Origin of the sequence: Bosea sp. 29B, assembly GCF_902506165.1 — a bacterium.
GTDB lineage: Bacteria > Pseudomonadota > Alphaproteobacteria > Rhizobiales > Beijerinckiaceae > Allobosea.
The window spans coordinates 79859-99011 of sequence record NZ_LR733817.1 but is presented as its reverse complement, the minus strand read 5'-3'; the positions used below and the strand labels follow the sequence as shown (position 1 = coordinate 99011).

The window sequence follows — 19153 nt, the reverse complement described above, 5'->3', positions numbered from 1 at the left end:
GCCTCGTCACCGCGGCCCGGCGAGCGCGTCCTGCACCTTCTTGCGCTCGGACGGGTCGATCAACCCCGCGAGATAGCGTGCGACGATCTCGCCCGCCTCAGGTCCCACCTGGGCGAGCGCGCCGTTGATGCGCTTGCCCTGCAGCTGCGCCAGCCTGACGGCGAGCTCGCGGCCGGCCTGGGTGGCGTAGAGATTGCGCTGGCGCTTGTCCTGCGTGCCCGTGCGCGACTCGACGAAGCCGGTCTCGACCAGCTCCTTCAGGACGCGGTTGAGGCTCTGCTTGGTGATCTGCAGGATGTCGAGCAGCTCGGCGATGGTCAGCCCCGGCCGGCGCTCGACGAAATGCAGGACGCGGTGATGGGCGCGGCCGAAGCCGTAATCGGCGAGGATGCGGTCGGGGTCGCCGACGAAGTCGCGATAGGCGAAGAAGAACAGCTCGATCAACTCGTAAGGCACGGTGGTATCAGGCGCCTCGGGTGGGGCGGCAGAAACTGGATGCAATACGGGTGTGCTCACCGTCACGCTCATTTTTTATGTCAGCCTTGTTGACATATCTCAGACGTAAGATTACCGGTCAAGTACGCGGGGCGACCGATTATGTCGCAAGTGCCGGTTTCGGCGCAGCATAGATACCGCGCTTGCACGCCTTTCCGGCCTGTGGCGGAGTGGAGGCAAGAAAAGCACCTGGAGGACTGTATCATGTCTGTCATTCCTTTCGACCAGCGCGACGGCGTCATCTGGTTCGACGGCAAGCTCGTGCCGTGGAAGGAGGCCAAGGTGCACGTACTCACCCATGGCCTGCACTATGGCTCCTGCGTCTTCGAAGGCGAGCGGGCCTATGACGGCGTGATCTACAAGTGCACCGAGCATTCGCAGCGCTTCCACAAGTCGGCTGAGATCATGGATTTTACGATCCCGTATTCGGTCGCGGAGATCGATGCCGCGAAGTATCTCTGCCTGAAGGAGAACGGCCTCAAGGACGCCTATCTGCGCCCGGTCGCCTGGCGCGGCTCGGAGATGATGGCTGTCTCGGGCATGAACAACACCATCCACACGGCGATCGCGGTGTGGGAATGGCCGAGCATGTTCGACATGGCGCAGAAGCTGAAAGGCGTGCGCCTCGACCTCGCCGAGTATCGCCGGCCCGACCCGGCCTGTGCACCGGTCCATGCCAAGGCGGCGGGGCTCTACATGATCTGCTCGCTCTCCAAGCACAAGGCTGAGCGCGCCGGTTATGCCGATGCGATGATGCTCGACTGGGAAGGCAACGTCGCCGAGTGCACCGGCGCCAACATCTTCTTCATCAAGGACGGCGTGGTCCACACCCCGCTGGCCGACCGCTTCCTCAACGGCATCACCCGCCAGTCGGTGATCGACCTGTGCAGGAAGCGCGGCTTCGAGGTGGTCGAGCGCCGCATCCGGCCGGAAGAGCTGGAAGGCTTCGCCGAGTGCTTCATCACCGGCTCGGCGGCCGAGGTGACGCTGGTCTCCGAGATCGGCCCCTACAAGTTCGTCACCGGCAATATGGGCAAGGTGATCATGGAAGACTATTCGGACGAGGTCCGGCAGGCTTCCAAGGCCGCGGCCTGAGCACATCTTTCATCGCCATGCTCGCCGTCGAGCGAGCATGGCGAGCTTGCGACAGATCGTTGATGCCTGTCCGGGCGCCGCCCTGGCGGTCCCCCGGCAGGATCGAAATGCCACAGGGGCCGCGCGACAGGTCGGGCGAGCGCTGTGCTGCCTTGACCGTGACCGGCCCCATCGCCATCGTGCCGGCAGCGAACTTCTCCCCATACGAGGCCCCCATGCGCCGGGTTTCCCTTTTTTCCACCCTTGCCGCCGCGATCTGCCTGACCGGCCTGTCCGCCCAGGCCGCGGGCGGGCGCTACGTCAATCCCGCCGACCGGGCGGAAGAGCGTATCATCGCGATGCATGGCAACCTGCCGGCCTGCGAGGATCCGGCGGTGCTCGGCGAGATCACCAGCCGCTTCAATTCGCGCGAGTCCAACTTCTGGGGGCCGCTGCAGGCAGTCACCTTCGATCGCGTCCAGCCGATTGCCTGGCGTCCCTGGGGCGCGGACTTCATCCCGCGCCGTTTCTGCACCGCGCGGGTCCTGACCAATGACGGCGTGCTGCGGCGGGTCGACTATTCCGTCCGCGAGAATCTCGGCCTGTTCGGCTACACTTGGAACGTCAACTGGTGCGTCTCGGGGCTCGACCGCCATCGCTCCTACGCGCCCGATTGCAAGATGGCCCGTCCCTGATCCAGGCACAGCCATGCGACTGAAGCGAATCGCCGCCGGCCTGCTGGCCGCCTTCTGCGCGCTCGGTGGCACCGCCCTGGCGCAAGGCCGCTATGATCGCGGCGGCACGCCGGGCGATTTCGATTTCTACGTACTGGCCTTGTCCTGGTCGCCGGGCTTCTGCGAGATCGACGGCGGGCGCGGACGCAATCGCGAGCAATGCGCTCCGGGCGCCAATCTCGGCTTCGTCGTGCACGGCCTCTGGCCACAATATGAGCGGGGATTTCCGAGTGATTGCGGCCCCTCCGGCCGCAGCCCGTCGCGCATGGCGATGGATCAGGCCGAGGGCCTGTTCCCGACCGAGAGCCTCGCGCGCTATCAGTGGCGCAAGCACGGTACTTGCTCCGGCTCGAGCCCGTCCGACTATTTCGCTGATGTCCGCCGCGCGCGGGAGAAGGTCAAGCTTCCGCCGGCGTTGGCGATGGTTGAGAGCGAGCGGAGCTGGACGGTGCTCGATCTCGAACGTGCCTTCGTCGACGCCAATCCGGGCCTGCGTACCGACATGATGTCGGTTTCCTGCCGGCGCGGCGTGCTGGAGGAGGTGCGCATCTGCTTCAGCAAGGACCTGCGCAGCTTCCGCAGCTGCGGCGAGGTCGATCGTTCTGGCTGCCGCGCCCGCGATTTCCGCGTCAACGCGATCCGCTGACCCGATGAACTACCGCCACGGTTTCCACGCCGGCAATTTCGCCGATGTGCTCAAGCATGTCGTGCTGATGCGCGTGCTCACGCATCTCAACGCCAAGGACAAGCCCTGGCGCGTGATCGACACCCATGCCGGCGCCGGCCGCTATGATCTCGGCTCCGAGGAGGCGCTGAAGACGCATGAATGGCGCGACGGTGTCGCGCGGCTCGACCAGGCGCCGCTCGCCTCGCAGGTCGAGGAACTGCTGAAGCCTTGGCGCGAGGCGCTGGCCACTGCACGCAGCCGGCACGGCGCCGAGGCCTATCCGGGCTCGCCCTGGCTCTGCCGCCATGCCATGCGCGGGGATGACCGGCTGATCGCCGCCGAGCTGCATGAGAACACCTTCCGCAAGCTGAGCCAGGCGCTCGGCCGCGACGAGCGCTGCAAGGCGCTCGAGATCGACGGTTGGACGGCACTGCGCGCCAATGTCCCGCCCAAGGAGCGGCGCGGCCTCGTTCTGATAGACCCGCCCTTCGAGGAGAAGGACGAGTTTGCGACGCTCGCAACCGAGTTCATAGCCGCGCATCGCAAATGGCCGACCGGCATCTATGCGCTCTGGTATCCGATCAAGGAGGAGCGTGCAGTCGAAGGCCTGCTCGATTCGATTCTCGGTGCTGGCATCGGCCGGCTGCTCCGGATGGAGATCGACGTCGATCGCCCCGGCGCCGCTGGTGGCCTGAGCGCAACCGGGATGCTCCTCATCAATCCGCCCTGGCTGCTTGTTCAGGAGGCCGAGATCCTGCTGCCGGCCCTGTGCGAGCGGCTCGCGCAGGGGCCGCGCCCGCGCTATCGCTGCGAGGCGATCCGCCCCGACGGCTGATCGCACGTCCTGCCAACCCGAAGGCTGCCCCGATGCTGATTCTGCGCTCCTCCCCGACCTCGCCCTTCGGCCGCAAAGTCAAGATCGCCATCGCCGAGCTCGGGCTGGAGGAGCGGATCGAGGTGGTGCCGGCCGACACCAACGATCCCACGGAATCGCTGCGTCGCCAGAATCCACTCGGCAAGGTTCCGACCCTGGTGTTCGAGGACGGCTCGACGCTGTTCGATTCGCGCGTGATCGCCGAATATCTCGATCATCTCGTCGGCGGCGGCAGGCTCTTCCCGGCCGGGGAAGGACGCTTTGCGCAATTGCGCCTGCAGGCGCTCGCCGACGGAATCTGCGATGGGGGGCTGCTGCAGGTCTATGAGGTCCGCCTGCGATCGCCTGAGATGCGCAGCCAGCCCTGGACCGAGAACCAGGCCGGCAAGGTTGCCCGGGCGCTTGCGACGCTCGAAGCCGCGCCGCCCGCCTACGAGCGGCCGCGCATCGGTGAGATCGCGCTGGCCTGCGCTCTGGGCTATCTCGATCTGCGCTTCGAAGGAGCCTGGCGGGCCGATCATCCGGCGCTGGTCGCCTGGCTCGACGGCTTCGCCGCCAAGGTGCCGGCTTTCGAGGCGACGCGCTTCAAGGGGTAAGCGCCCGCTCGATCAGGCTCAATCGTCGCGAATCGTCATTGAGAGGAGTGTCGGTGACGCAGCAATCCAGCGGCGTAGAGCTCTGCCGCTCCCGGATCGCTTGGCGGAGTCTGTCCTCGGGCTTGCCGAAGACAGGACCCGGGGGCTCGCAATGACGGATTGCGAGGCTCGCCGGAGCCGACTCTTCAACCTGAAAGACAACAAAAAACCCGGTGGCCGAAGCCACCGGGTTTGTTCTGTCTCCGGGAGGAGAAAATCAGAACTTGTAGCTGAGGCGGGCGCGGACCAGCGAGAAGTCCGTGCTGACCTTGTCGGCGCCGTTGAAGACGCGCTTGTCGCCGAGGTCGACGTAGAGGTACTCGACGCCGCCAACCAGGTTGTTGGTGAAGGCGTACTCGACGCCCGCGCCGACGGTCCAGCCGGTGTGGGTGTTGGAGTCCGAGTTCAGGCCGTTGAGGGTCAAGCCCGGCACCAGCGAGGTCTTCACGCTGCCGTAGGCAAGACCACCGGTGACGTAGGGCAGGAACCGGTCGAAGGCGAAGCCGACGCGACCGCGGACGGTGCCGAACCACTCGGTCTTGCCTTCGCTGACGCGACCCAGACCAGCGAAGCTCGGGCCGGCCTTCAGGTCAGCGCCCTGGAAGTCGGCTTCAGCGCCGAGGACGATCTGGCCGAGCTGGTAGTTGTAGCCGACCTGGCCACCACCGACGAAGCCGTCGAAATCGCCGAAGGCGTTGACGCCGCGCGACTTCATGTTGCCCCAGCCGTAGCCGGCGTTGGCACCGACGTAGAAGCCGGTCCAGGTGAAGGCGGGAACGTAAACCGGAGCAACGACCGGGCCCTTGCGGCTCGGCAGGTCGGCAGCGGAGGCAGCGCCGGCAGCGATGAGGCCGAGGGCCGCAACGCCCGAGAGCAGATACTTCTTCATGACAAACTCCTTAGTCATCGTATTTCCGGCGCTGGCCGGCGGGTGATCCCAGTAGCCTCGTTATAAGGCAGGTGACGGGCCGTGTCTGTTGCGGCGAGAACACATGTGCTGGTCAGACCGGGGCGAAATTGCGGCACGATCAGGAACAAGCAAGGCATATTAGTCAATTTCGGTTAGTGTTTGTTAAGGCAGTGTGAATTGGCTAACCGAATACTAACGCAACGGTAGCGACTACGGACCGCGATCACATAATCGCCTGGATCGGCTTTTGGTTCCCTCGCAGGTGCAGCCCCGTTATGCGCCGACTGCTTGCAGCACGCCTCGGCCCATGCTTTAGCCGACTGGCCCCGCCCTTCCCGTCGAGACCTGCGTGCCTCCGCTTTCGATCTTCATCATCGCGCGCGACGAAGCCGACCGCATCGGCCGCACCATAGCTGCGGTCCGCGGCCTCAGCGATGACATCGTCGTGATTGATTCCGGCTCGGCCGACGGCACCCAGGCCATTGCGGCTGATCTGGGCGCGCGCGTGATCGAGCGCGCGTGGCCGGGCTATGGCCCGCAGAAGCGCTTCGCCGAGGAGCAGTGCCGCCATCCCTGGCTGCTCAATCTCGACGCCGACGAGGTGACACCGCCGGATCTCGTCGCCGAGATCGCCGCGCTGTTCGCCAAAGGCGAGCCGGCCTGCGACGCCTATCGCATGCGCATCGCCGAGATATTCCCGGGGGAGGGCGCGCCGCATCGCTTCGCCTATGCGCTCTCGCCGGTCCGGCTCTACCGAGCCGACAAGGGGCGCTATTCGCCATCGCCGGTGCATGACCGTGTCGACCTTGCGCCAGGTGCGCGCGTCGGCAGGCTCAAGGGCACGATCCATCATTATTCGGTGCGTTCGCTCGGCGAGCAGATGCAGAAGCTCAATGCCTACAGCGATGCACAGGCCGATGATCTCGACGCGCGCGGCGAGACGCTCTCTGTCTTCCGCCTGGTCGCGGAGTTTCCAGCGAACTTCATCAAGGCCTATATCGGGCGGCGTCACATGCTGCGCGGGGTCTATGGCTTCATGACCGCGATGAACTACGCTTTCTACCGCTATCTGCGCGTCGCCAAGCATTGGGAGCGCCGGCTCCAGCGCCGCAGCGCCCGCGGCAACGGCAATGGGGCCCCCGGTGGCTGAGGTCGCCCTCGTCACCGGTGGGGCAAGGCGCATCGGCCGCGCCATTGTCCTGCGCCTGGCCGAGGCCGGCTATGCGGTCGCGATCCACTGCAACAGCTCGCGCGCCGAGGCGCTGGCGCTGGCGGATGAGATCGGCGCGGCAGGCGGCCGGGCCCATGTCATCGTCGCCGACCTCGTCGATCCCGCGGCGGTCGAGCGGATCGTGCCGGAAGCAGAAGCCGCGCTCGGTCCCGTCAGCCTGCTCGTCAACAGTGCCTCGAGCTTCCTAGTCGACGATCTGACGGCACTGGATGTGCTTATGTGGAATCGCCAGTTCTCGATCAACCTGCGGGCGCCCTCGGTTCTTGCCGGGGCGATGGCGAATCGCTTGCCCGCGGAGCGCCAGGGCGCGATCGTCAACATCGTCGACCAGCGCGTCTGGAAGCTGACGCCGCAATATTATTCCTACACGCTGACCAAGGCGGCGCTGCTGACGGCGACGACGACGATGGCGCAGGCGCTGGCGCCGCGCATCCGGGTCAACGCGGTCGGCCCGGGCCCGACCTTCGCCAACCCGCATAACGGCGAGGCGCTGCTGGCGGCAGAGGCCGGCGGCACACCGCTCGGCCGCAAGGTCGAGGCCGCCGACATCGCCGAGGCGGTGCTCTATCTGGCGCGGGCCAAGGCGATCACCGGCCAGATGATCGCGGTCGATGCCGGCCAGCACATTGCCTGGCGCACGCCCGACATCGTCGACTGAGCTTGTCGCGAGGGGAGCTGCCGCCGGGGCGGCAGCTCCGGGGTGGAAGGATCAGGCCGAGGCCTTGTTCTTGATGGCGCCGATGATCGCGGTGAGGATGGCACCACCGGCGCCGCCGCTGATCAGATTGGTGATGATGCCGCCGACGCTGAGATTGCCACCCATCGCCGCAGCGGAGATGGCAGGCAGCAGGACCGGGATCAGCTGGCCGAGTACGCCGCCGCCGACCAGACCCGCGATCGTATTGCCGATCGTACCGATATCGAAAGTCGGCGAGGCCTTGCCCGCCGCATTGCCGCCGATCGCGCCTGCGACCAGGTTCATCAGGATTTGTTCCATGTTCAATCCCTCAGCCAAGGTGGATGGCAGAGGGAGGATGCCTTTCCGTCACGGCGTGCGCAACTCGGCATCGATGGAAGCCAGCCCTGCAACGAGACGTTGCGTGGACTTAACCACCGGAATCGTCCGTCAGCTTGCACTGCGAGCTAGGCAGAGCAGAATCTACCCCAGCGCGATCGCCGAGATCAGTCGCCCGTAATCGGCTTCCTGTCGGTGAGTCGTGCGGCGGTAGCTGTAGAAGCGCGCCTCGTCGCCATAGGTGCACAGGGCCATGTCATAGAAGCGGCCGATGCCGGCCTCCTGGGCGCGATGGGCGATGAAGGCCGGCAGGTCGAACATCGCATGCGCCGGCCGCTCGGAAGCGTGGAAGAAGCGGGAGAAGGTCGCGTTCTCGCCCTTGAAGCGCTCGATGAACTCCGGGCCGACTTCGTAAGCCGCGCCGCTGATCGTCGGCCCGAGCACGGCGATGATTCGCTCGCGCCTTGCGCCGAGCTTCTCCATCTCGGTCACGGTCGCGCCGATCACGCCGGTGAAGGCGCCCTTCCAGCCGGAATGGGCGGCACCGATGACCCCGGCCTCCGAGTCGGCGAACAGGATCGGGCCGCAATCGGCGGTGGAGACGCCGAGCGCGACGCCATGCGCGACCGAAACCATGGCATCGGCCTTGGGTCGCTCCGCCTCCCAGGGGCCGGTGACCACGGCCACATCCGGCGAATGCACCTGATGGACGCTGACCAGCCGGTCGCGCTCGACGCCCATCTGCCCGGCCATGCGGGCGCGGTTCTCGGCGATATGGCTCTGGTCGTCATTCGAGCCGAGCCCGCCGTTCAGCGAGGCGTAGATCCCGTCGGAGACGCCGCCCTCGCGGGTGAAGAAGGCGTGGCGAATGCCGGGTTCATGGGCGAGGTCGGGCGAGGTGATGAACATGGCAGTGCATCCGTTTGTCAGGTCAGCCCTGCTCTGGCAGGCGATGAAGGTCAAATCCGGGCAGGAGCGGCAGGTTCCGCTCGGCGACCGCCAGCACCTTGAAGAGCTCGCCCATTGCCGTCGGCCCGGTTTCGATCAGGCGCTCGACGCCGCTCGCGAGCGTCTGCGCCTGCGCCGAGCTCGCGCGACGGGACAGCGCCTCGAAGCGCTGCTGCAATCCCAGCGCCAGCAGGAAGTCGCGCTGCGTGACGGCGCCATGCGCCGCCGCCGCCGCGGCCAGTCCCGCCTGGGCCATCCGGGCGAAATCGACATGCACGGTTAGGTCGGCATCGCCGGGCTCGGCCAGCACGTCGACGAAGGCGTGGTGCTTCAACCCTTGCAGCGTGTCGCCGAAGCCGGAGCGGGCCGGGCCGTAATCGATGAACAGTCCCGCGCCGCCCTGGGTTGCAACATGCCTGGCGACGGTCGCGACCGCTTCCGACGCCGCGGCGGGCTGTTCCAGCACGGAGCCGACGGGAGCAGCGACCGAAAGCGAGCTATCGGTCTCTCCCGCCAAACCAAAAGCGAGCCGGCCTTCTTCATCCAACCCAACCAGCCGCTCGCGCCAGCCCTCCGGCGTGCGGACGAACTGGTCGAGCGGTAGTGCGTCGAGGAATTCGTTGGCGACGATGATCGCCGGGCCTTCAAGCGCCTGGTCGATTCGATCATGCCAGCGCGGCTCCGCACCGCTCGCAGCCAGCGTCTGTCTCTGCCGTTCGCGCAGCACCGGGCTCATCTCGACCAGATGCACGGACAGCGCATCGCGAAAGCCCGGCAGCGCCCGCGTCGCCCGCAGCATGTCCTGCATCAGCGTGCCGCGTCCGGGCCCCAGTTCGACGAGGCGGATGGAGGCCGGCGCGCCCATCGCCTGCCAGACGCTCGTCGCCCAGAGCCCGATCAGCTCGCCGAAGATCTGGCTGATCTCGGGGGCGGTGGTGAAGTCCCCGTCGGCACCGAACGGGTCCTGCTTCATATAGTAGCCATGGCGGGGATGGCCGAGGCAGAGCGCCATGTAGCGGGAGACGCTGAGCGGTCCCTCCTGGCGGATCAGCTCCGCGAGTTCCTGCGCGAGGAGGCTCACGCTTCAGCGGACTCCTTGCGCCGCAGGGCCAGGAAGAGGCCGGCGAGGAACAGCGGCGCCGACAGTACCATGCCCATGGTCAGCCAGTTCGTTCCGAACAGGAAGCCGAGCTGCGGATCGGGCTCGCGGAAGAACTCGCAGGTCGTGCGGGCGATGCCGTAGCCCATGCCGAACAGCCCGGCGACAAGACCCGGGCGCTTCAGGCCACCCATGCGGACCAGGATCATCAGCAGCACCAGCAGCAAGAGTCCTTCGCTGAAGGCCTCGTAGAGCTGGCTCGGATGGCGCGGCACCGGCCCGCTATGCGGAAACACGATCGCCCAGGGCACGTCCGGTGCCGGGCGGCCCCAGAGCTCGCCATTGACGAAATTGGCGATGCGGCCGAGGAACAGGCCGATCGGTGCCACCGCAGCACCGAGATCGAGCGCCGAGAGCGGCGGATAGCCGCGCCTGATGGCGAAGACCCACAGGCCCGCCGCCGCGCCGACGAGTCCGCCATGGAAGGACATGCCGCCCTTCCAGACCGCGAAGATCTCCAGCGGATTGGCGAGATATTCGGGCAGGTTATAGAACAGCACGAAGCCGAGCCGGCCGCCGATCACGACGCCGAGCGCGGCGAACAGCAGGAAATCGTCGAGCGAATCGACCTCCGGCCGCCGGCGTCCGCCCCAGAGCGTCTCGGCCGCGGCGAGCTTGCGCGCATACCACCAGCCGCCGAGCAGGCCGACGACATAGGCGAGCCCATACCATTTGATCGAGAGCGGGCCGAGCTGCAGCGCGACCGGGTCGATCACCGGAAAGGGGAGGGCGAAGACGGGCATGGGCAGCGGGTCCGGGTTGCGCGCTGCGGTGATGCAGGGCGCGCGGTGTCCGGGTCAAGAGGTCAGACCGACACAGCCAAGAGGGTAAGCTCTGCCGCAGATGACCAGCGCAAGCCCTCCCCCCGCTTGCGGTGGGGAGGGTTGGGTGGGGGGCAGTGCCGCTCGGCGCTAACCTGGAAGAACGTTCGCGCCCTGCTTTCCGTCCCCCCATCCCTAACCTTTCCCCACCGCAAGCGGGGGGAAGGGGATAGTTCAGCCCCGTCCGCGCAACCGCGCCTGTGCCAGCATCGGCTCCGCGGCCAGTTCGGGCGAGGCCGGCGGCAGGTCGGTCGGCAAATGGCGTTGGATCGTCAGCGCCAATTCGTCGAAGCCGTTGTCATAGGTCGAGAAGCGCAGGCGCGGCCCTTCGAAGGAGGAGATCCAGAGATAGCCGGTCCACTCCCCGCCGATCCGGGCGAGCTCGAACCAGCTCAGCGAGATCGTCCGGCCGAGGATCGTCCGGCGCTCGATGCGCAGGCTGTTCCAGCGCACCTGCTCGACCAGGGCCTGGATCGCCAGGAACAGGGTGATGCCGGCGAAGGCGCTGGTGAAGAGCAGGCCCGAGGTTCGCTCGACGCGCCCGCCTGCGACCACCAGTGTCGCGACCGCGGTGATCAACACGCCGGCGAACAGGCCGAGCCAGAAATACGGGCCGGGCGTCAGGTATTTCCACTCGCCATGCCGCCGCGCCCGCCGCCGCTGCAGGCAGACGCAAAGCGCGGTCACAGCCATGAAAGCCGGAACGAACAATGCGATCTTCGTCAGGATATCGACGGACATGGACGGCCTCGGGCGAAGCGGAGCCTGCTTCTACCGAAACTCGCAGGAAGCCCGAAGCGCAACCATTCGGAATGGCAAAGGATTCCTTGCTCGTTTTTCAACGCAAGGGAGAGCGGGATCCTTCGGTCAGAACCGTAGCGTTCCTGCTCTGGGCCGTTCAAATCGCCTGCTAGCCTGCAGCTTGCCACGCAGGAGAATCCGATGAGACGAGATGTCATTCGTGTCGAGCCGTTCTCGACTTGGGGCGACCGTTTGAAGGTGCCGTTCTCGCCGCTGGTTCGTCATGGCGATACCCTCTATGTCTCAGGCATGCCGCCCTTCGATCCGGCGACCGGCGAGATCGCCCAGGCACCGATCGAACGACAGACGGAGCTCGTGCTGGAGCAGATGAAGCTCTGTCTCGAAACCGCCGGCTCGTCGCTGGCGAATGTGCTGAAATGCAATGTCTATTGCACCTCCCCCGACAAGTTCGCCGCCGTCAACGCAGTCTACGCCCGCTATTTTCCCAAGGAGCCGCCAGCCCGGATCTTTCTCTGCGTGCCGGTCTGGTTCGGGCCTTTCGACATCGAGATCGACTGCATCGCTGCGGCCTAGAGACAGCACCGAAATCTTGTCTGCGCTCCTGACATGACGAAGCGCCTGCGGCATCCTACATGCATGTCATGAATCGCGAACGCCAAGAGCCACCGGAGCAAGAGCTGCCGGACGAGGACTTCAAGGACGAGGAGGACATCCTTCCCCCGCCCGAAGCCGGGCTCGACCTTGGCGAGGCGGCGCCCAGCGCGCTCAAGGCGGGGATCGAGGTGATCGCCGACTTCGCCAGGCACCTGCCGAACAAACCGGGCGTCTACCGGATGTTCGATCGCGCCGGCGAGGTGCTCTATGTCGGCAAGGCCAAGAGCCTGAAGAACCGGGTTACGGCCTATGCCCGCGGCATGGCGCACACCAATGCTGTCGCGCGCATGATCGCCGAGACCGCGAACATGGAGTTCGTCACCACCGGCACCGAGACCGAGGCGCTGCTGCTCGAATCGAACCTGATCAAGCAGCTCAGGCCGCGCTACAACGTGCTGCTGCGCGACGACAAATCCTTCCCCTACATCTTCCTGTCCGGCGACCATCCGGCACCGCAGATCGCCAAGCACCGCGGCTCGCGCCAGCGCAAGGGTGATTATTTCGGCCCCTTCGCCTCGGTCTGGGCGGTCGAGCGCACCATCGACGCGCTGCAGAAGGCGTTCCTGCTGCGCTCCTGTTCGGACAGTTATTATGAGAACCGCACCCGGCCCTGCCTGCTGTTCCAGATCAAGCGCTGCTCCGGCCCCTGCACCGGCGAGATCTCGCATAGCGACTATCAGGGCCTGGCCGACCAGGCGCGCGACTTCCTCTCCGGCCGCTCCTCGGCGGTGAAAGAGCTGCTCTCCAAGCGCATGCAGGCGGCGGCCGAGGAGCTCGAATTCGAGAAGGCGGCGCGCTATCGCGACCGGCTGGCGGCGCTCTCGGCGGTGCAGGCCGGGCAGGACATCAACACGCAAGGGGTCGAGGAGGCCGACGTCTTCGCCATCGACGAGCAGGCCGGCCAGTTCTGCGTCGAGATATTCTTCTTCCGCAACAAGCAGAACTGGGGCAATCGCGCGCTCTTCCCGCGCGCCGACAAGAGCCTGACCCCTGCCGAGGTGCTAGCCTCTGTGGTCACCCAGTTCTACGACGACAAGCCGCCGCCGCGGCTCGTCCTGCTTTCGCATGAGCTGGCCGAGAATGATCTCATCGCACAGGCCCTGTGCGAGCGCGCCGGCCGCAAGGTCGAGCTCGCGACGCCCAAGCGCGGCGAGCGACGCGACCTCGTCGCCCATGCCCAGAAGAACGCGCATGAGGCGCTCGCCCGCAAGCTCGCCGACAATGCCGGCCAACAGAGCCTGCTTGCCGCGCTCGGCGAAGCCTTCGGCATGGCGAAGGCGCCGCGCCGGGTCGAGGTCTACGACAACTCGCACATCATGGGCACCAACGCTGTCGGCGGCATGGTCGTTGCCGGGCGGGACGGCTTCATGAAGAGCCATTACCGCACCTTCAACATCTCGTCCGACACCATCGCCGGCGACGATTTCGGCATGATGCGCGAGGTGCTGAAGCGGCGGTTCTCGCGGCTGGCGAAGGAGAGTGGGACAACCGATGAAGTGCCCGAGCTGGCTCAGGCGGACACGACTGGCCAGCCCGATGCAGTTGTGGACGAAGTCGGGGCTTCAAGTCCCTCTCCCGCTACTGTCTCTCCTGAAGAGGCTACCGGGCAGACGCCCGAATCGCCCGAAGACGACGCCACCTTCCCCTCCCGCCCCGACCTCGTCATCGTCGACGGCGGCAAGGGGCAGTTCGAGGCGGCGCGCAAGATCATGGCCGAATGCGGCGTCACCGATATCGCGCTCGTCGCCATCGCCAAGGGCGAGGATCGCAACGCCATGCGCGAGACCTTCTTCATGGTCGGGAAGGAGCCGTTCAAGCTGCCGCCGCGCGATCCGGCCCTGTTCTTCATCCAGCGCCTGCGCGACGAGGCCCACCGCTTCGCCATCGGCACCCACCGCGCCAAGCGCAAGCGCGACATCAAGACCAACCCGCTCGACGAGATTCCGGGCATCGGCCCGTCGCGCAAACGGGCGCTGCTGCTGCATTTCGGCACGGTGAAGGCGATCCAGCGCGCCAAGCTCGACGACCTGATGCGGACCCCCGGCGTCAACGCTGCGACAGCAAAGGCGGTGCATGCCCACTTCCATGAGCATTAGTGCGCACATTTCGCCGGGTATCTGTGGAGCGACGAGAATTCGTGCCAGCTCACAAATTTGAGCATGTTCTCGCCGCGAAGTTGCTGTCCTTGGTGCGGGGCATGCGTGGCGAATGGCGGGGTCACAGTCTTGCGTGTTGACGCTGTCATGAAGGGGCTGCTTTGGTGAGCGTCGTGACGAGTCTCAACGAAGCCATCCGCCGCCGGGGGCCATGGTCCCTGCCGAATCTTCTCACCTACGGCCGGATCGTCGCGATTCCGGCGCTGGTGGCGCTGCTGTTCTGGCCCTGGGACGACTGGGCTCGCTGGACGGCGCTGGGAATCTATGTCGTCGCCGCGGTCACCGATTATCTCGACGGCTGGCTCGCCCGCAGCTGGGGCCAGCAATCGGCGATCGGGCGCATGCTCGATCCGATCGCCGACAAGCTTCTGGTCTGCGCCCTGCTTCTGATGCTGGTCCATACCGAGACGATCAAGGGCTGGGCGATCTGGGCGGCGATCGTCATCCTCTGTCGCGAGATTCTGGTCTCGGGTTTGCGTGAGTTCCTGGCCGAGCTGAAGGTCAGCGTCCCCGTCAGCAAGGTCGCCAAATACAAGACCACGGCGCAGTTGTTCGCGCTCGGCTTCCTCGTCGCCGGCCCCGCCGGGGACAAGGTCCTGCCGCACAACACCCAGATCGGGATCGTGATGCTGTGGGTCGCGGCGCTGCTGACGATCTACACCGGCTGGGACTACCTGAACTCCGGCATCCGCCATCTCGTCGAGGAGGACGAGCGCGCGCCATGAGCACGGCCATCACCGAATCCGCCAGCCTGCGGCTGGTCTATTTCGCCTGGGTGCGCGAGCGCGTCGGCCTCACCGAGGAAACGGTGACGCCGCCAGCCGGCACGGCAACAATCGCCGACCTGGTGCGTTGGCTGAAGACGCGCGGCGAGGGCTATGAGCTCGCTTTCGAGAACGAATCGATCGTGCGCGCCGCGATCGACCAGACCCACGCCAAGCCGGCCACGAACATTGCCGGCGCGCGCGAGATCGCCTTTTTCCCGCCGATGACCGGCGGCTGAGATACGAGGCCGGGCCATGACGCCGCTCGTCCGCATCCAGCGCGAGGATTTCGACATCGGTGTCGAGATGGCGGCGCTGACCGCCGGCAACACGAATATCGGCGCTGTCGTCAGCTTCGCCGGTCTCTGCCGCGACGAGAGCGGCCGGCTCGCGGCGCTCGAGCTGGAACACTATCCAGGGATGGCCGAGGCCGAGATCGCGCGCGTCGCCGCCGAGGCCGCCGAGCGCTGGCCGCTTTCGGGCCTCGTCGCCATCCATCGCTTCGGGATGATCAAGCCGGGCGAGCAGATCGTGTTGGTGATCGCTGCGTCGAGCCATCGCCGCGAGGCTTTCGAGGCCGCCGACTTCCTGATGGACTACCTCAAGACCCGCGCCCCATTCTGGAAGCGCGAGCATCTCGCCGACGGCACGCTCGGCGGCTGGGTCGAAGCCAAGGCGGATGACGAGGATGCGGCACAGCGCTGGGAACAGGTATCGTGATCGAGTGAAAGCGCTCGTCTCGGGGAGCGTTCTGGCCATGCTGCCGGCGCTCGCCCTGGCGGCAGTGCCTCAGCCGAAGGGCTTCCGCGACTGGATGGCCGGCTGCGACAATCTCAAGAGCTGCACGGCGCTGTCCGTGCCCTCCGACCGCATCGACACGATCGCCTATCTGCGCCTGGAGCGCCCGGCCGGGCCGGAGGGGGCAGCCAAGCTGGTCCTGCGGCTGCGCGGCGAATGGCAGAAGCCGCCGCTCACCGTCGAGCTCAAGCTCGATGGCGCGGCCTTCCCGGCCGGCGGCAAATCCATGCCGGTCTCGGCCGATGCAGACCTGGCTTCGGTGACCTTCCAGCCCGCCGAAATGACGGCCTTCATCGAAGCGGCGCGCAAGGCGACGAAACTCTCGGTCGCCGTCCCCGGCCTCTCGGCCGAGGTCTCGCTCTCCGGCGCTGTCGCAGCGCTGCTCTGGATCGACGAGCAGCAGGGCAGGCTCAACACGCCCTCAGCCCTGATTCGGAAGGGCAGTGTCGGAACCGCCCCGGCCGCTCCCGCGCTGCCGGTGATCACGGCCCGGCCTTCCAGCGGCACCCTCTCGGAGAAGGATGCCAAGGCGCTCGCCGCAGCCCTGCGCAAGCAGATCAAGCAGCGCGATCCCGACCAGTGCGAGGATGGCGAGATGACGACCAAGCACGACACGGCCTGGCGGCTCGACGGGAAGCGCAACCTGGTCTCGCTGACCTGCTCGCTCGGCGCCTACAATGCCTCCAACGCCTTCTGGATCGTTGAGAACGGTGCGGTGGCGGGCGCCAGGCCCGTCGAGTTCCCGTGGACCGACGACAGCGAGAAGAACACGCTGGTCAACGGCGCGTTCGAGCCGAAGACCGGCCGCATCGACTATTTCGCCAAGGGGCGCGGCGTCGGCGATTGCGGCGCCCTGGGCGGCTATGCCTGGACCGGTACCGGCTTCGCCCTGACCGGGTTCAGCATGATGGGCGAATGCCGCGGCATCGGCTCGGACGATTGGATCATGCTGTTCCGCAGCGAGATCAGGACCGCGAAATAGGCGCTTCGGCCTATCCCCTCACATCCCGGCTGTCACTCGGTGCCGAGCGCTTCGGTTCGCTGAGTCATGGAATGACGGCGTGGCTTGCCGTCACGAGGTGATGCGCGATCAGGTCTGACAAGATGTCGCCGAGGACGGCAAGAAAAAAGGCCGGCGTCCCGAAGGAGCCGGCCTGAAAGTTTGAAACATCCAGCGCAAAAGCGCCAAACATCTCAGAGGGGAACGGCTGGAACGAACTCAACGCCGGGAGGAGATGCGGAGCCCGTTCCGAACAACCGTGGACTGAATATCGGGCAGACCCTGCCTTTTCGCAATGCAGCATTGGGCGGGTCGGTTATGCGTTGGCAACATGACTCATTGCTATAATTCGTCACAATTGCCAGGAGACCGCGCGTGGCACGCATGCGCAGCCGGCATAGGGCAGGGCGCTGCCGCGATTTGCGCCAGCGCTTGCCTGTTCTTCAATAGGTCCAGCGCTGCGACTTCTGGATCAGGAAATCGCGGAAGACCTGCACGCGGGCGACCGATTTCATCTCCTCGGGATAGACCAGATAGCTTTCGAGCTGCGGCATCTCGGTCTCGCGCATCAACTGCACGAGCGGGGAGCCGGCCTCGATCAGGTAGTCGGGCAGGATCGCGATGCCGGCGCCCGAATCGACCGCGCGCTTCATCGCCGTGATGTTGTTGACGGTGAGATGGATCGGACGCGGGTTGCGCTGGTCGCGGCCGAGCGTGCCGAGCCAGTGCACCGCCGTCAGATAGGATGGCGAGGATGCACCGAAGGAGAGCAGCCGGTGGTTGTCGAGCTCCTCATAGCTTTTCGGCTCGCCGAAGCGCTTGATATAGGCTGGCGCGCCGTAAACGTGGAAGTGCACGGTGAAGAGCCGGCGCTGGATCAGGTCGGGTTGCTGCGGCTGGCGCAGGCGAATCGCGATGTCGGCCTCGCGCATCGAGAGGTCGAGTTCCTCGTCGGTGAGGATCAGCTCGACCTTGATGTCGGGATAGAGGTCGAGGAACTCGGCCAGGCGCGGCGTCAGCCAGTGCCCACCGAGGCCGCGCGTCGCGGTGACCTTGAGCTCGCCGGACGGATGCTCGCGCGTCTCCGAGAGCTGGGCGCGTGTCCGCTCCAGGCGCTGCGTCATCTCGCGCGCAGCGCGCCAGAGCAGTTCGCCCTGCTCGGTGAGAATGAGGCCGCGCGTATGCCGATGGAACAAAGGCGCGCGCAATTCGCGCTCCAGCGCACCGATCTGGCGGCTCACAGCGGATTGGCTGAGGCCCAGCCCGTCTCCGGCCTTGGTGAAGCTTCCCGATTCAGCAACCGTGTAGAAGATTCGGATGCGGTCCCAATCCACCGCGTTCCCCCCGTGTTATGCGTTCAACGCATGATGGGGGGATAGCAGTGTCCGGTCAACGACTCCTTTGCCGGGACCGTTGATTTTCGCCCTTAATATCGTGCTGGAACTGATCAATTCCAGTGATGGGTGCTGATTCCGGCTATTCCGCCGCTTCGCGCACGCCCAGCTCCTGCGCCATCAGCCAGCGCTCGGCGTCGAGCGCCGCCATGCAGCCGAGACCGGCCGCGGTCACGGCCTGGCGGTAGTGCTCGTCGGTGACGTCGCCGGCGGCGAAGACGCCGGGCACATTGGTCTGGGTCGTGCCGGGCGTGACCTCGAGATAGCCCGAATCACGCATGGCGAGCTGGCCGACGAAGAGCTCGGTCGCCGGCTTGTGGCCGATGGCGACGAAGACGCCGTCGGTCGGCAGGTCCTGTACGGCGCCGCTCTTCAGGTTGCGCAGGCGCACATGGGTCACGGAGGGCGGCTGCGTCCCGCCGAGGATCTCGGCCACCTCCGAATCCCAGATCACCTCGATCTTGGGATGCTTGAACAGGCGCTCCTGCATCACCTTCTCGGCGCGCAGCGAATCGCGCCGGTGCACCAGCGTGACCTTGGACGCGAGATTGGCGAGATAGAGCGCCTCCTCGACCGCGGTGTTGCCGCCGCCGACCACGACGACCTGCTTGTTGCGGAAGAAGAAGCCGTCGCAGGTGGCGCAGGCCGAGACGCCGAAGCCCTGGAAGGCCTGTTCCGAGGGCAGGCCGAGCCATTTGGCCTGGGCACCCGTCGAGACGATCAGCGAGTCGCAGGAATAGGTGGCGCCGCCATCGCCCCAGAGCCGGAACGGGCGCTGCGAGAGGTCGACGCGGGCGATGTGGTCGGAGACCATCTTCGTGCCCATGTGCTGCGCCTGGGCCTGCATCTGCTCCATCAGCCAGGGGCCCTGGATCACGTCAGCGAAGCCGGGATAGTTTTCGACATCGGTGGTGATCATCAGCTGGCCGCCGGCCTGCAGGCCTGAGATCAGCACTGGCTCCAGCATGGCGCGGGCGGCATAGATCGCGGCGGTGTAGCCGGCCGGGCCGGAGCCGATGATCATCACCTTGGCGTGGATATGAGCCATGTCTTTGCTTCCTG

The 19153-nt window shown here is 66.3% G+C and carries 23 protein-coding genes; 13 read left to right on the top strand and 10 right to left on the bottom strand.

What is annotated here, in order from left to right:
• Window positions 1–6: 6 nt before the first annotated feature.
• Window positions 7–528: a MarR family transcriptional regulator gene (locus GV161_RS00555; RefSeq protein ID WP_152012334.1), complete on the bottom strand. Its 522-nt coding sequence runs from the start codon at window positions 526–528 to the stop codon at window positions 7–9.
• 171 nt (window positions 529–699) lie between these two features.
• On the opposite strand from GV161_RS00555, the gene GV161_RS00550 reads away from it, so the two are divergent.
• The 5 genes from GV161_RS00550 (at window position 700) to GV161_RS00530 (ending at window position 4440) form a co-directional block, all read left to right on the top strand.
• Window positions 700–1590, top strand: a complete 891-nt coding sequence (locus GV161_RS00550) for a branched-chain amino acid aminotransferase (protein WP_152012335.1) — start codon at window positions 700–702, stop codon at window positions 1588–1590.
• A 215-nt stretch (window positions 1591–1805) separates the two neighbouring features.
• Window positions 1806–2264, top strand: a complete 459-nt coding sequence (locus GV161_RS00545; protein WP_152012336.1) for a hypothetical protein — start codon at window positions 1806–1808, stop codon at window positions 2262–2264.
• 13 nt (window positions 2265–2277) lie between these two features.
• Entirely contained in the window at window positions 2278–2949 is a 672-nt protein-coding gene (locus GV161_RS00540) for a ribonuclease T2 (protein ID WP_152012337.1), read from the top strand.
• Window positions 2950–2953: 4 nt separating this feature from the next.
• Window positions 2954–3805: a 23S rRNA (adenine(2030)-N(6))-methyltransferase RlmJ gene (gene rlmJ / locus GV161_RS00535; RefSeq protein ID WP_152012338.1), complete on the top strand. Its 852-nt coding sequence runs from the start codon at window positions 2954–2956 to the stop codon at window positions 3803–3805.
• 32 nt (window positions 3806–3837) lie between these two features.
• Window positions 3838–4440: a glutathione S-transferase gene (locus GV161_RS00530; protein ID WP_193219477.1), complete on the top strand. Its 603-nt coding sequence runs from the start codon at window positions 3838–3840 to the stop codon at window positions 4438–4440.
• A gap of 256 nt (window positions 4441–4696) precedes the next feature.
• On the opposite strand, the gene GV161_RS00525 is transcribed toward GV161_RS00530, so the two are convergent.
• Window positions 4697–5368, bottom strand: a complete 672-nt coding sequence (locus GV161_RS00525) for an outer membrane protein (protein ID WP_152012339.1) — start codon at window positions 5366–5368, stop codon at window positions 4697–4699.
• Window positions 5369–5738: 370 nt separating this feature from the next.
• Here GV161_RS00525 and GV161_RS00520 point away from each other — a divergent pair, with 370 nt between their 5' ends.
• Both GV161_RS00520 and GV161_RS00515 read left to right on the top strand, forming a co-directional pair.
• Entirely contained in the window at window positions 5739–6539 is an 801-nt protein-coding gene (locus tag GV161_RS00520) for a glycosyltransferase family 2 protein (protein ID WP_152012340.1), read from the top strand.
• A complete protein-coding gene (locus GV161_RS00515) occupies window positions 6532–7278 on the top strand; it encodes an SDR family oxidoreductase (RefSeq protein ID WP_244623896.1) in 747 nt (248 codons plus the stop codon). The genes GV161_RS00520 and GV161_RS00515 overlap by 8 nt, the downstream gene beginning before the upstream one ends.
• Before the next feature lie 51 nt (window positions 7279–7329).
• Here GV161_RS00515 and GV161_RS00510 read toward each other — a convergent pair whose 3' ends face one another.
• From GV161_RS00510 to GV161_RS00490, 5 genes are all read right to left on the bottom strand, one after another.
• Complete coding sequence (locus tag GV161_RS00510; RefSeq protein ID WP_152012342.1) at window positions 7330–7617, bottom strand: hypothetical protein; 288 nt, start codon at window positions 7615–7617, stop codon at window positions 7330–7332.
• Between the two features lie 162 nt (window positions 7618–7779).
• Window positions 7780–8544 carry a peptidoglycan editing factor PgeF gene (gene pgeF, locus GV161_RS00505; RefSeq protein ID WP_152012343.1) on the bottom strand — a complete coding sequence of 255 codons (765 nt, stop codon included), beginning with the start codon at window positions 8542–8544 and terminating at the stop codon, window positions 7780–7782.
• A 22-nt stretch (window positions 8545–8566) separates the two neighbouring features.
• Window positions 8567–9664 carry an SAM-dependent methyltransferase gene (locus tag GV161_RS00500; RefSeq protein WP_152012344.1) on the bottom strand — a complete coding sequence of 366 codons (1098 nt, stop codon included), beginning with the start codon at window positions 9662–9664 and terminating at the stop codon, window positions 8567–8569.
• A complete protein-coding gene (gene lgt, locus GV161_RS00495) occupies window positions 9661–10485 on the bottom strand; it encodes a prolipoprotein diacylglyceryl transferase (protein ID WP_152012345.1) in 825 nt (274 codons plus the stop codon). The genes GV161_RS00500 and lgt overlap by 4 nt, the downstream gene beginning before the upstream one ends.
• Window positions 10486–10737: 252 nt before the next feature.
• Window positions 10738–11304: a hypothetical protein gene (locus tag GV161_RS00490; RefSeq protein ID WP_152012346.1), complete on the bottom strand. Its 567-nt coding sequence runs from the start codon at window positions 11302–11304 to the stop codon at window positions 10738–10740.
• Window positions 11305–11505: 201 nt separating this feature from the next.
• On the opposite strand from GV161_RS00490, the gene GV161_RS00485 reads away from it, so the two are divergent.
• The 6 genes from GV161_RS00485 to GV161_RS00460 all read left to right on the top strand — a co-directional run bounded on the left by GV161_RS00485 (window position 11506) and on the right by GV161_RS00460 (window position 16679).
• On the top strand, window positions 11506–11898 hold the full coding sequence (locus GV161_RS00485; protein ID WP_152012347.1) for a RidA family protein: 393 nt from the start codon (window positions 11506–11508) through the stop codon (window positions 11896–11898).
• Between the two features lie 68 nt (window positions 11899–11966).
• Window positions 11967–14075, top strand: coding sequence for an excinuclease ABC subunit UvrC (uvrC, locus tag GV161_RS00480; protein WP_152012348.1), 2109 nt, complete (start codon window positions 11967–11969; stop codon window positions 14073–14075).
• A 173-nt stretch (window positions 14076–14248) separates the two neighbouring features.
• Window positions 14249–14860, top strand: coding sequence for a CDP-diacylglycerol--glycerol-3-phosphate 3-phosphatidyltransferase (gene pgsA, locus GV161_RS00475; RefSeq protein ID WP_193219478.1), 612 nt, complete (start codon window positions 14249–14251; stop codon window positions 14858–14860).
• 26 nt (window positions 14861–14886) lie between these two features.
• Window positions 14887–15138 carry a molybdopterin converting factor subunit 1 gene (gene moaD, locus GV161_RS00470; protein ID WP_152012502.1) on the top strand — a complete coding sequence of 84 codons (252 nt, stop codon included), beginning with the start codon at window positions 14887–14889 and terminating at the stop codon, window positions 15136–15138.
• A 16-nt stretch (window positions 15139–15154) separates the two neighbouring features.
• Entirely contained in the window at window positions 15155–15619 is a 465-nt protein-coding gene (locus GV161_RS00465) for a molybdenum cofactor biosynthesis protein MoaE (RefSeq protein ID WP_152012350.1), read from the top strand.
• 37 nt (window positions 15620–15656) lie between these two features.
• Window positions 15657–16679: a DUF1176 domain-containing protein gene (locus GV161_RS00460; RefSeq protein WP_159650084.1), complete on the top strand. Its 1023-nt coding sequence runs from the start codon at window positions 15657–15659 to the stop codon at window positions 16677–16679.
• 64 nt (window positions 16680–16743) lie between these two features.
• Here the strand turns inward: GV161_RS00460 and GV161_RS00455 are convergent, their stop codons facing one another.
• The 3 genes from GV161_RS00455 to trxB form a co-directional block, all read right to left on the bottom strand.
• The gene (locus GV161_RS00455) at window positions 16744–16920 is read right to left on the bottom strand and encodes a hypothetical protein (protein ID WP_159650083.1); all 177 of its coding nucleotides are present in this window, start codon (window positions 16918–16920) and stop codon (window positions 16744–16746) included.
• Window positions 16921–17140: 220 nt separating this feature from the next.
• On the bottom strand, window positions 17141–18031 hold the full coding sequence (locus tag GV161_RS00450) for a LysR family transcriptional regulator (protein WP_129159359.1): 891 nt from the start codon (window positions 18029–18031) through the stop codon (window positions 17141–17143).
• 142 nt (window positions 18032–18173) lie between these two features.
• Window positions 18174–19139: a thioredoxin-disulfide reductase gene (trxB, locus tag GV161_RS00445; protein ID WP_152012352.1), complete on the bottom strand. Its 966-nt coding sequence runs from the start codon at window positions 19137–19139 to the stop codon at window positions 18174–18176.
• Window positions 19140–19153 lie beyond the last annotated feature (14 nt).

Excerpts from the sequence above, each read along its gene's own strand:
- GV161_RS00555 (WP_152012334.1), bottom strand. The coding sequence starts at position 528 with ATGAGCGTGACGGTGAGCACACCCGTATTGCATCCAGTTTCTGCCGCC.
- GV161_RS00550 (WP_152012335.1), top strand. The coding sequence starts at position 700 with ATGTCTGTCATTCCTTTCGACCAGCGCGACGGCGTCATCTGGTTCGAC.
- GV161_RS00545 (WP_152012336.1), top strand. The coding sequence starts at position 1,806 with ATGCGCCGGGTTTCCCTTTTTTCCACCCTTGCCGCCGCGATCTGCCTG.
- GV161_RS00540 (WP_152012337.1), top strand. The coding sequence starts at position 2,278 with ATGCGACTGAAGCGAATCGCCGCCGGCCTGCTGGCCGCCTTCTGCGCG.
- rlmJ (WP_152012338.1), top strand. The coding sequence starts at position 2,954 with ATGAACTACCGCCACGGTTTCCACGCCGGCAATTTCGCCGATGTGCTC.
- GV161_RS00530 (WP_193219477.1), top strand. The coding sequence starts at position 3,838 with ATGCTGATTCTGCGCTCCTCCCCGACCTCGCCCTTCGGCCGCAAAGTC.
- GV161_RS00525 (WP_152012339.1), bottom strand. The coding sequence starts at position 5,368 with ATGAAGAAGTATCTGCTCTCGGGCGTTGCGGCCCTCGGCCTCATCGCT.
- GV161_RS00510 (WP_152012342.1), bottom strand. The coding sequence starts at position 7,617 with ATGGAACAAATCCTGATGAACCTGGTCGCAGGCGCGATCGGCGGCAAT.
- pgeF (WP_152012343.1), bottom strand. The coding sequence starts at position 8,544 with ATGTTCATCACCTCGCCCGACCTCGCCCATGAACCCGGCATTCGCCAC.
- lgt (WP_152012345.1), bottom strand. The coding sequence starts at position 10,485 with ATGCCCGTCTTCGCCCTCCCCTTTCCGGTGATCGACCCGGTCGCGCTG.
- GV161_RS00490 (WP_152012346.1), bottom strand. The coding sequence starts at position 11,304 with ATGTCCGTCGATATCCTGACGAAGATCGCATTGTTCGTTCCGGCTTTC.
- GV161_RS00485 (WP_152012347.1), top strand. The coding sequence starts at position 11,506 with ATGAGACGAGATGTCATTCGTGTCGAGCCGTTCTCGACTTGGGGCGAC.
- uvrC (WP_152012348.1), top strand. The coding sequence starts at position 11,967 with ATGAATCGCGAACGCCAAGAGCCACCGGAGCAAGAGCTGCCGGACGAG.
- GV161_RS00465 (WP_152012350.1), top strand. The coding sequence starts at position 15,155 with ATGACGCCGCTCGTCCGCATCCAGCGCGAGGATTTCGACATCGGTGTC.
- GV161_RS00460 (WP_159650084.1), top strand. The coding sequence starts at position 15,657 with ATGCTGCCGGCGCTCGCCCTGGCGGCAGTGCCTCAGCCGAAGGGCTTC.
- trxB (WP_152012352.1), bottom strand. The coding sequence starts at position 19,139 with ATGGCTCATATCCACGCCAAGGTGATGATCATCGGCTCCGGCCCGGCC.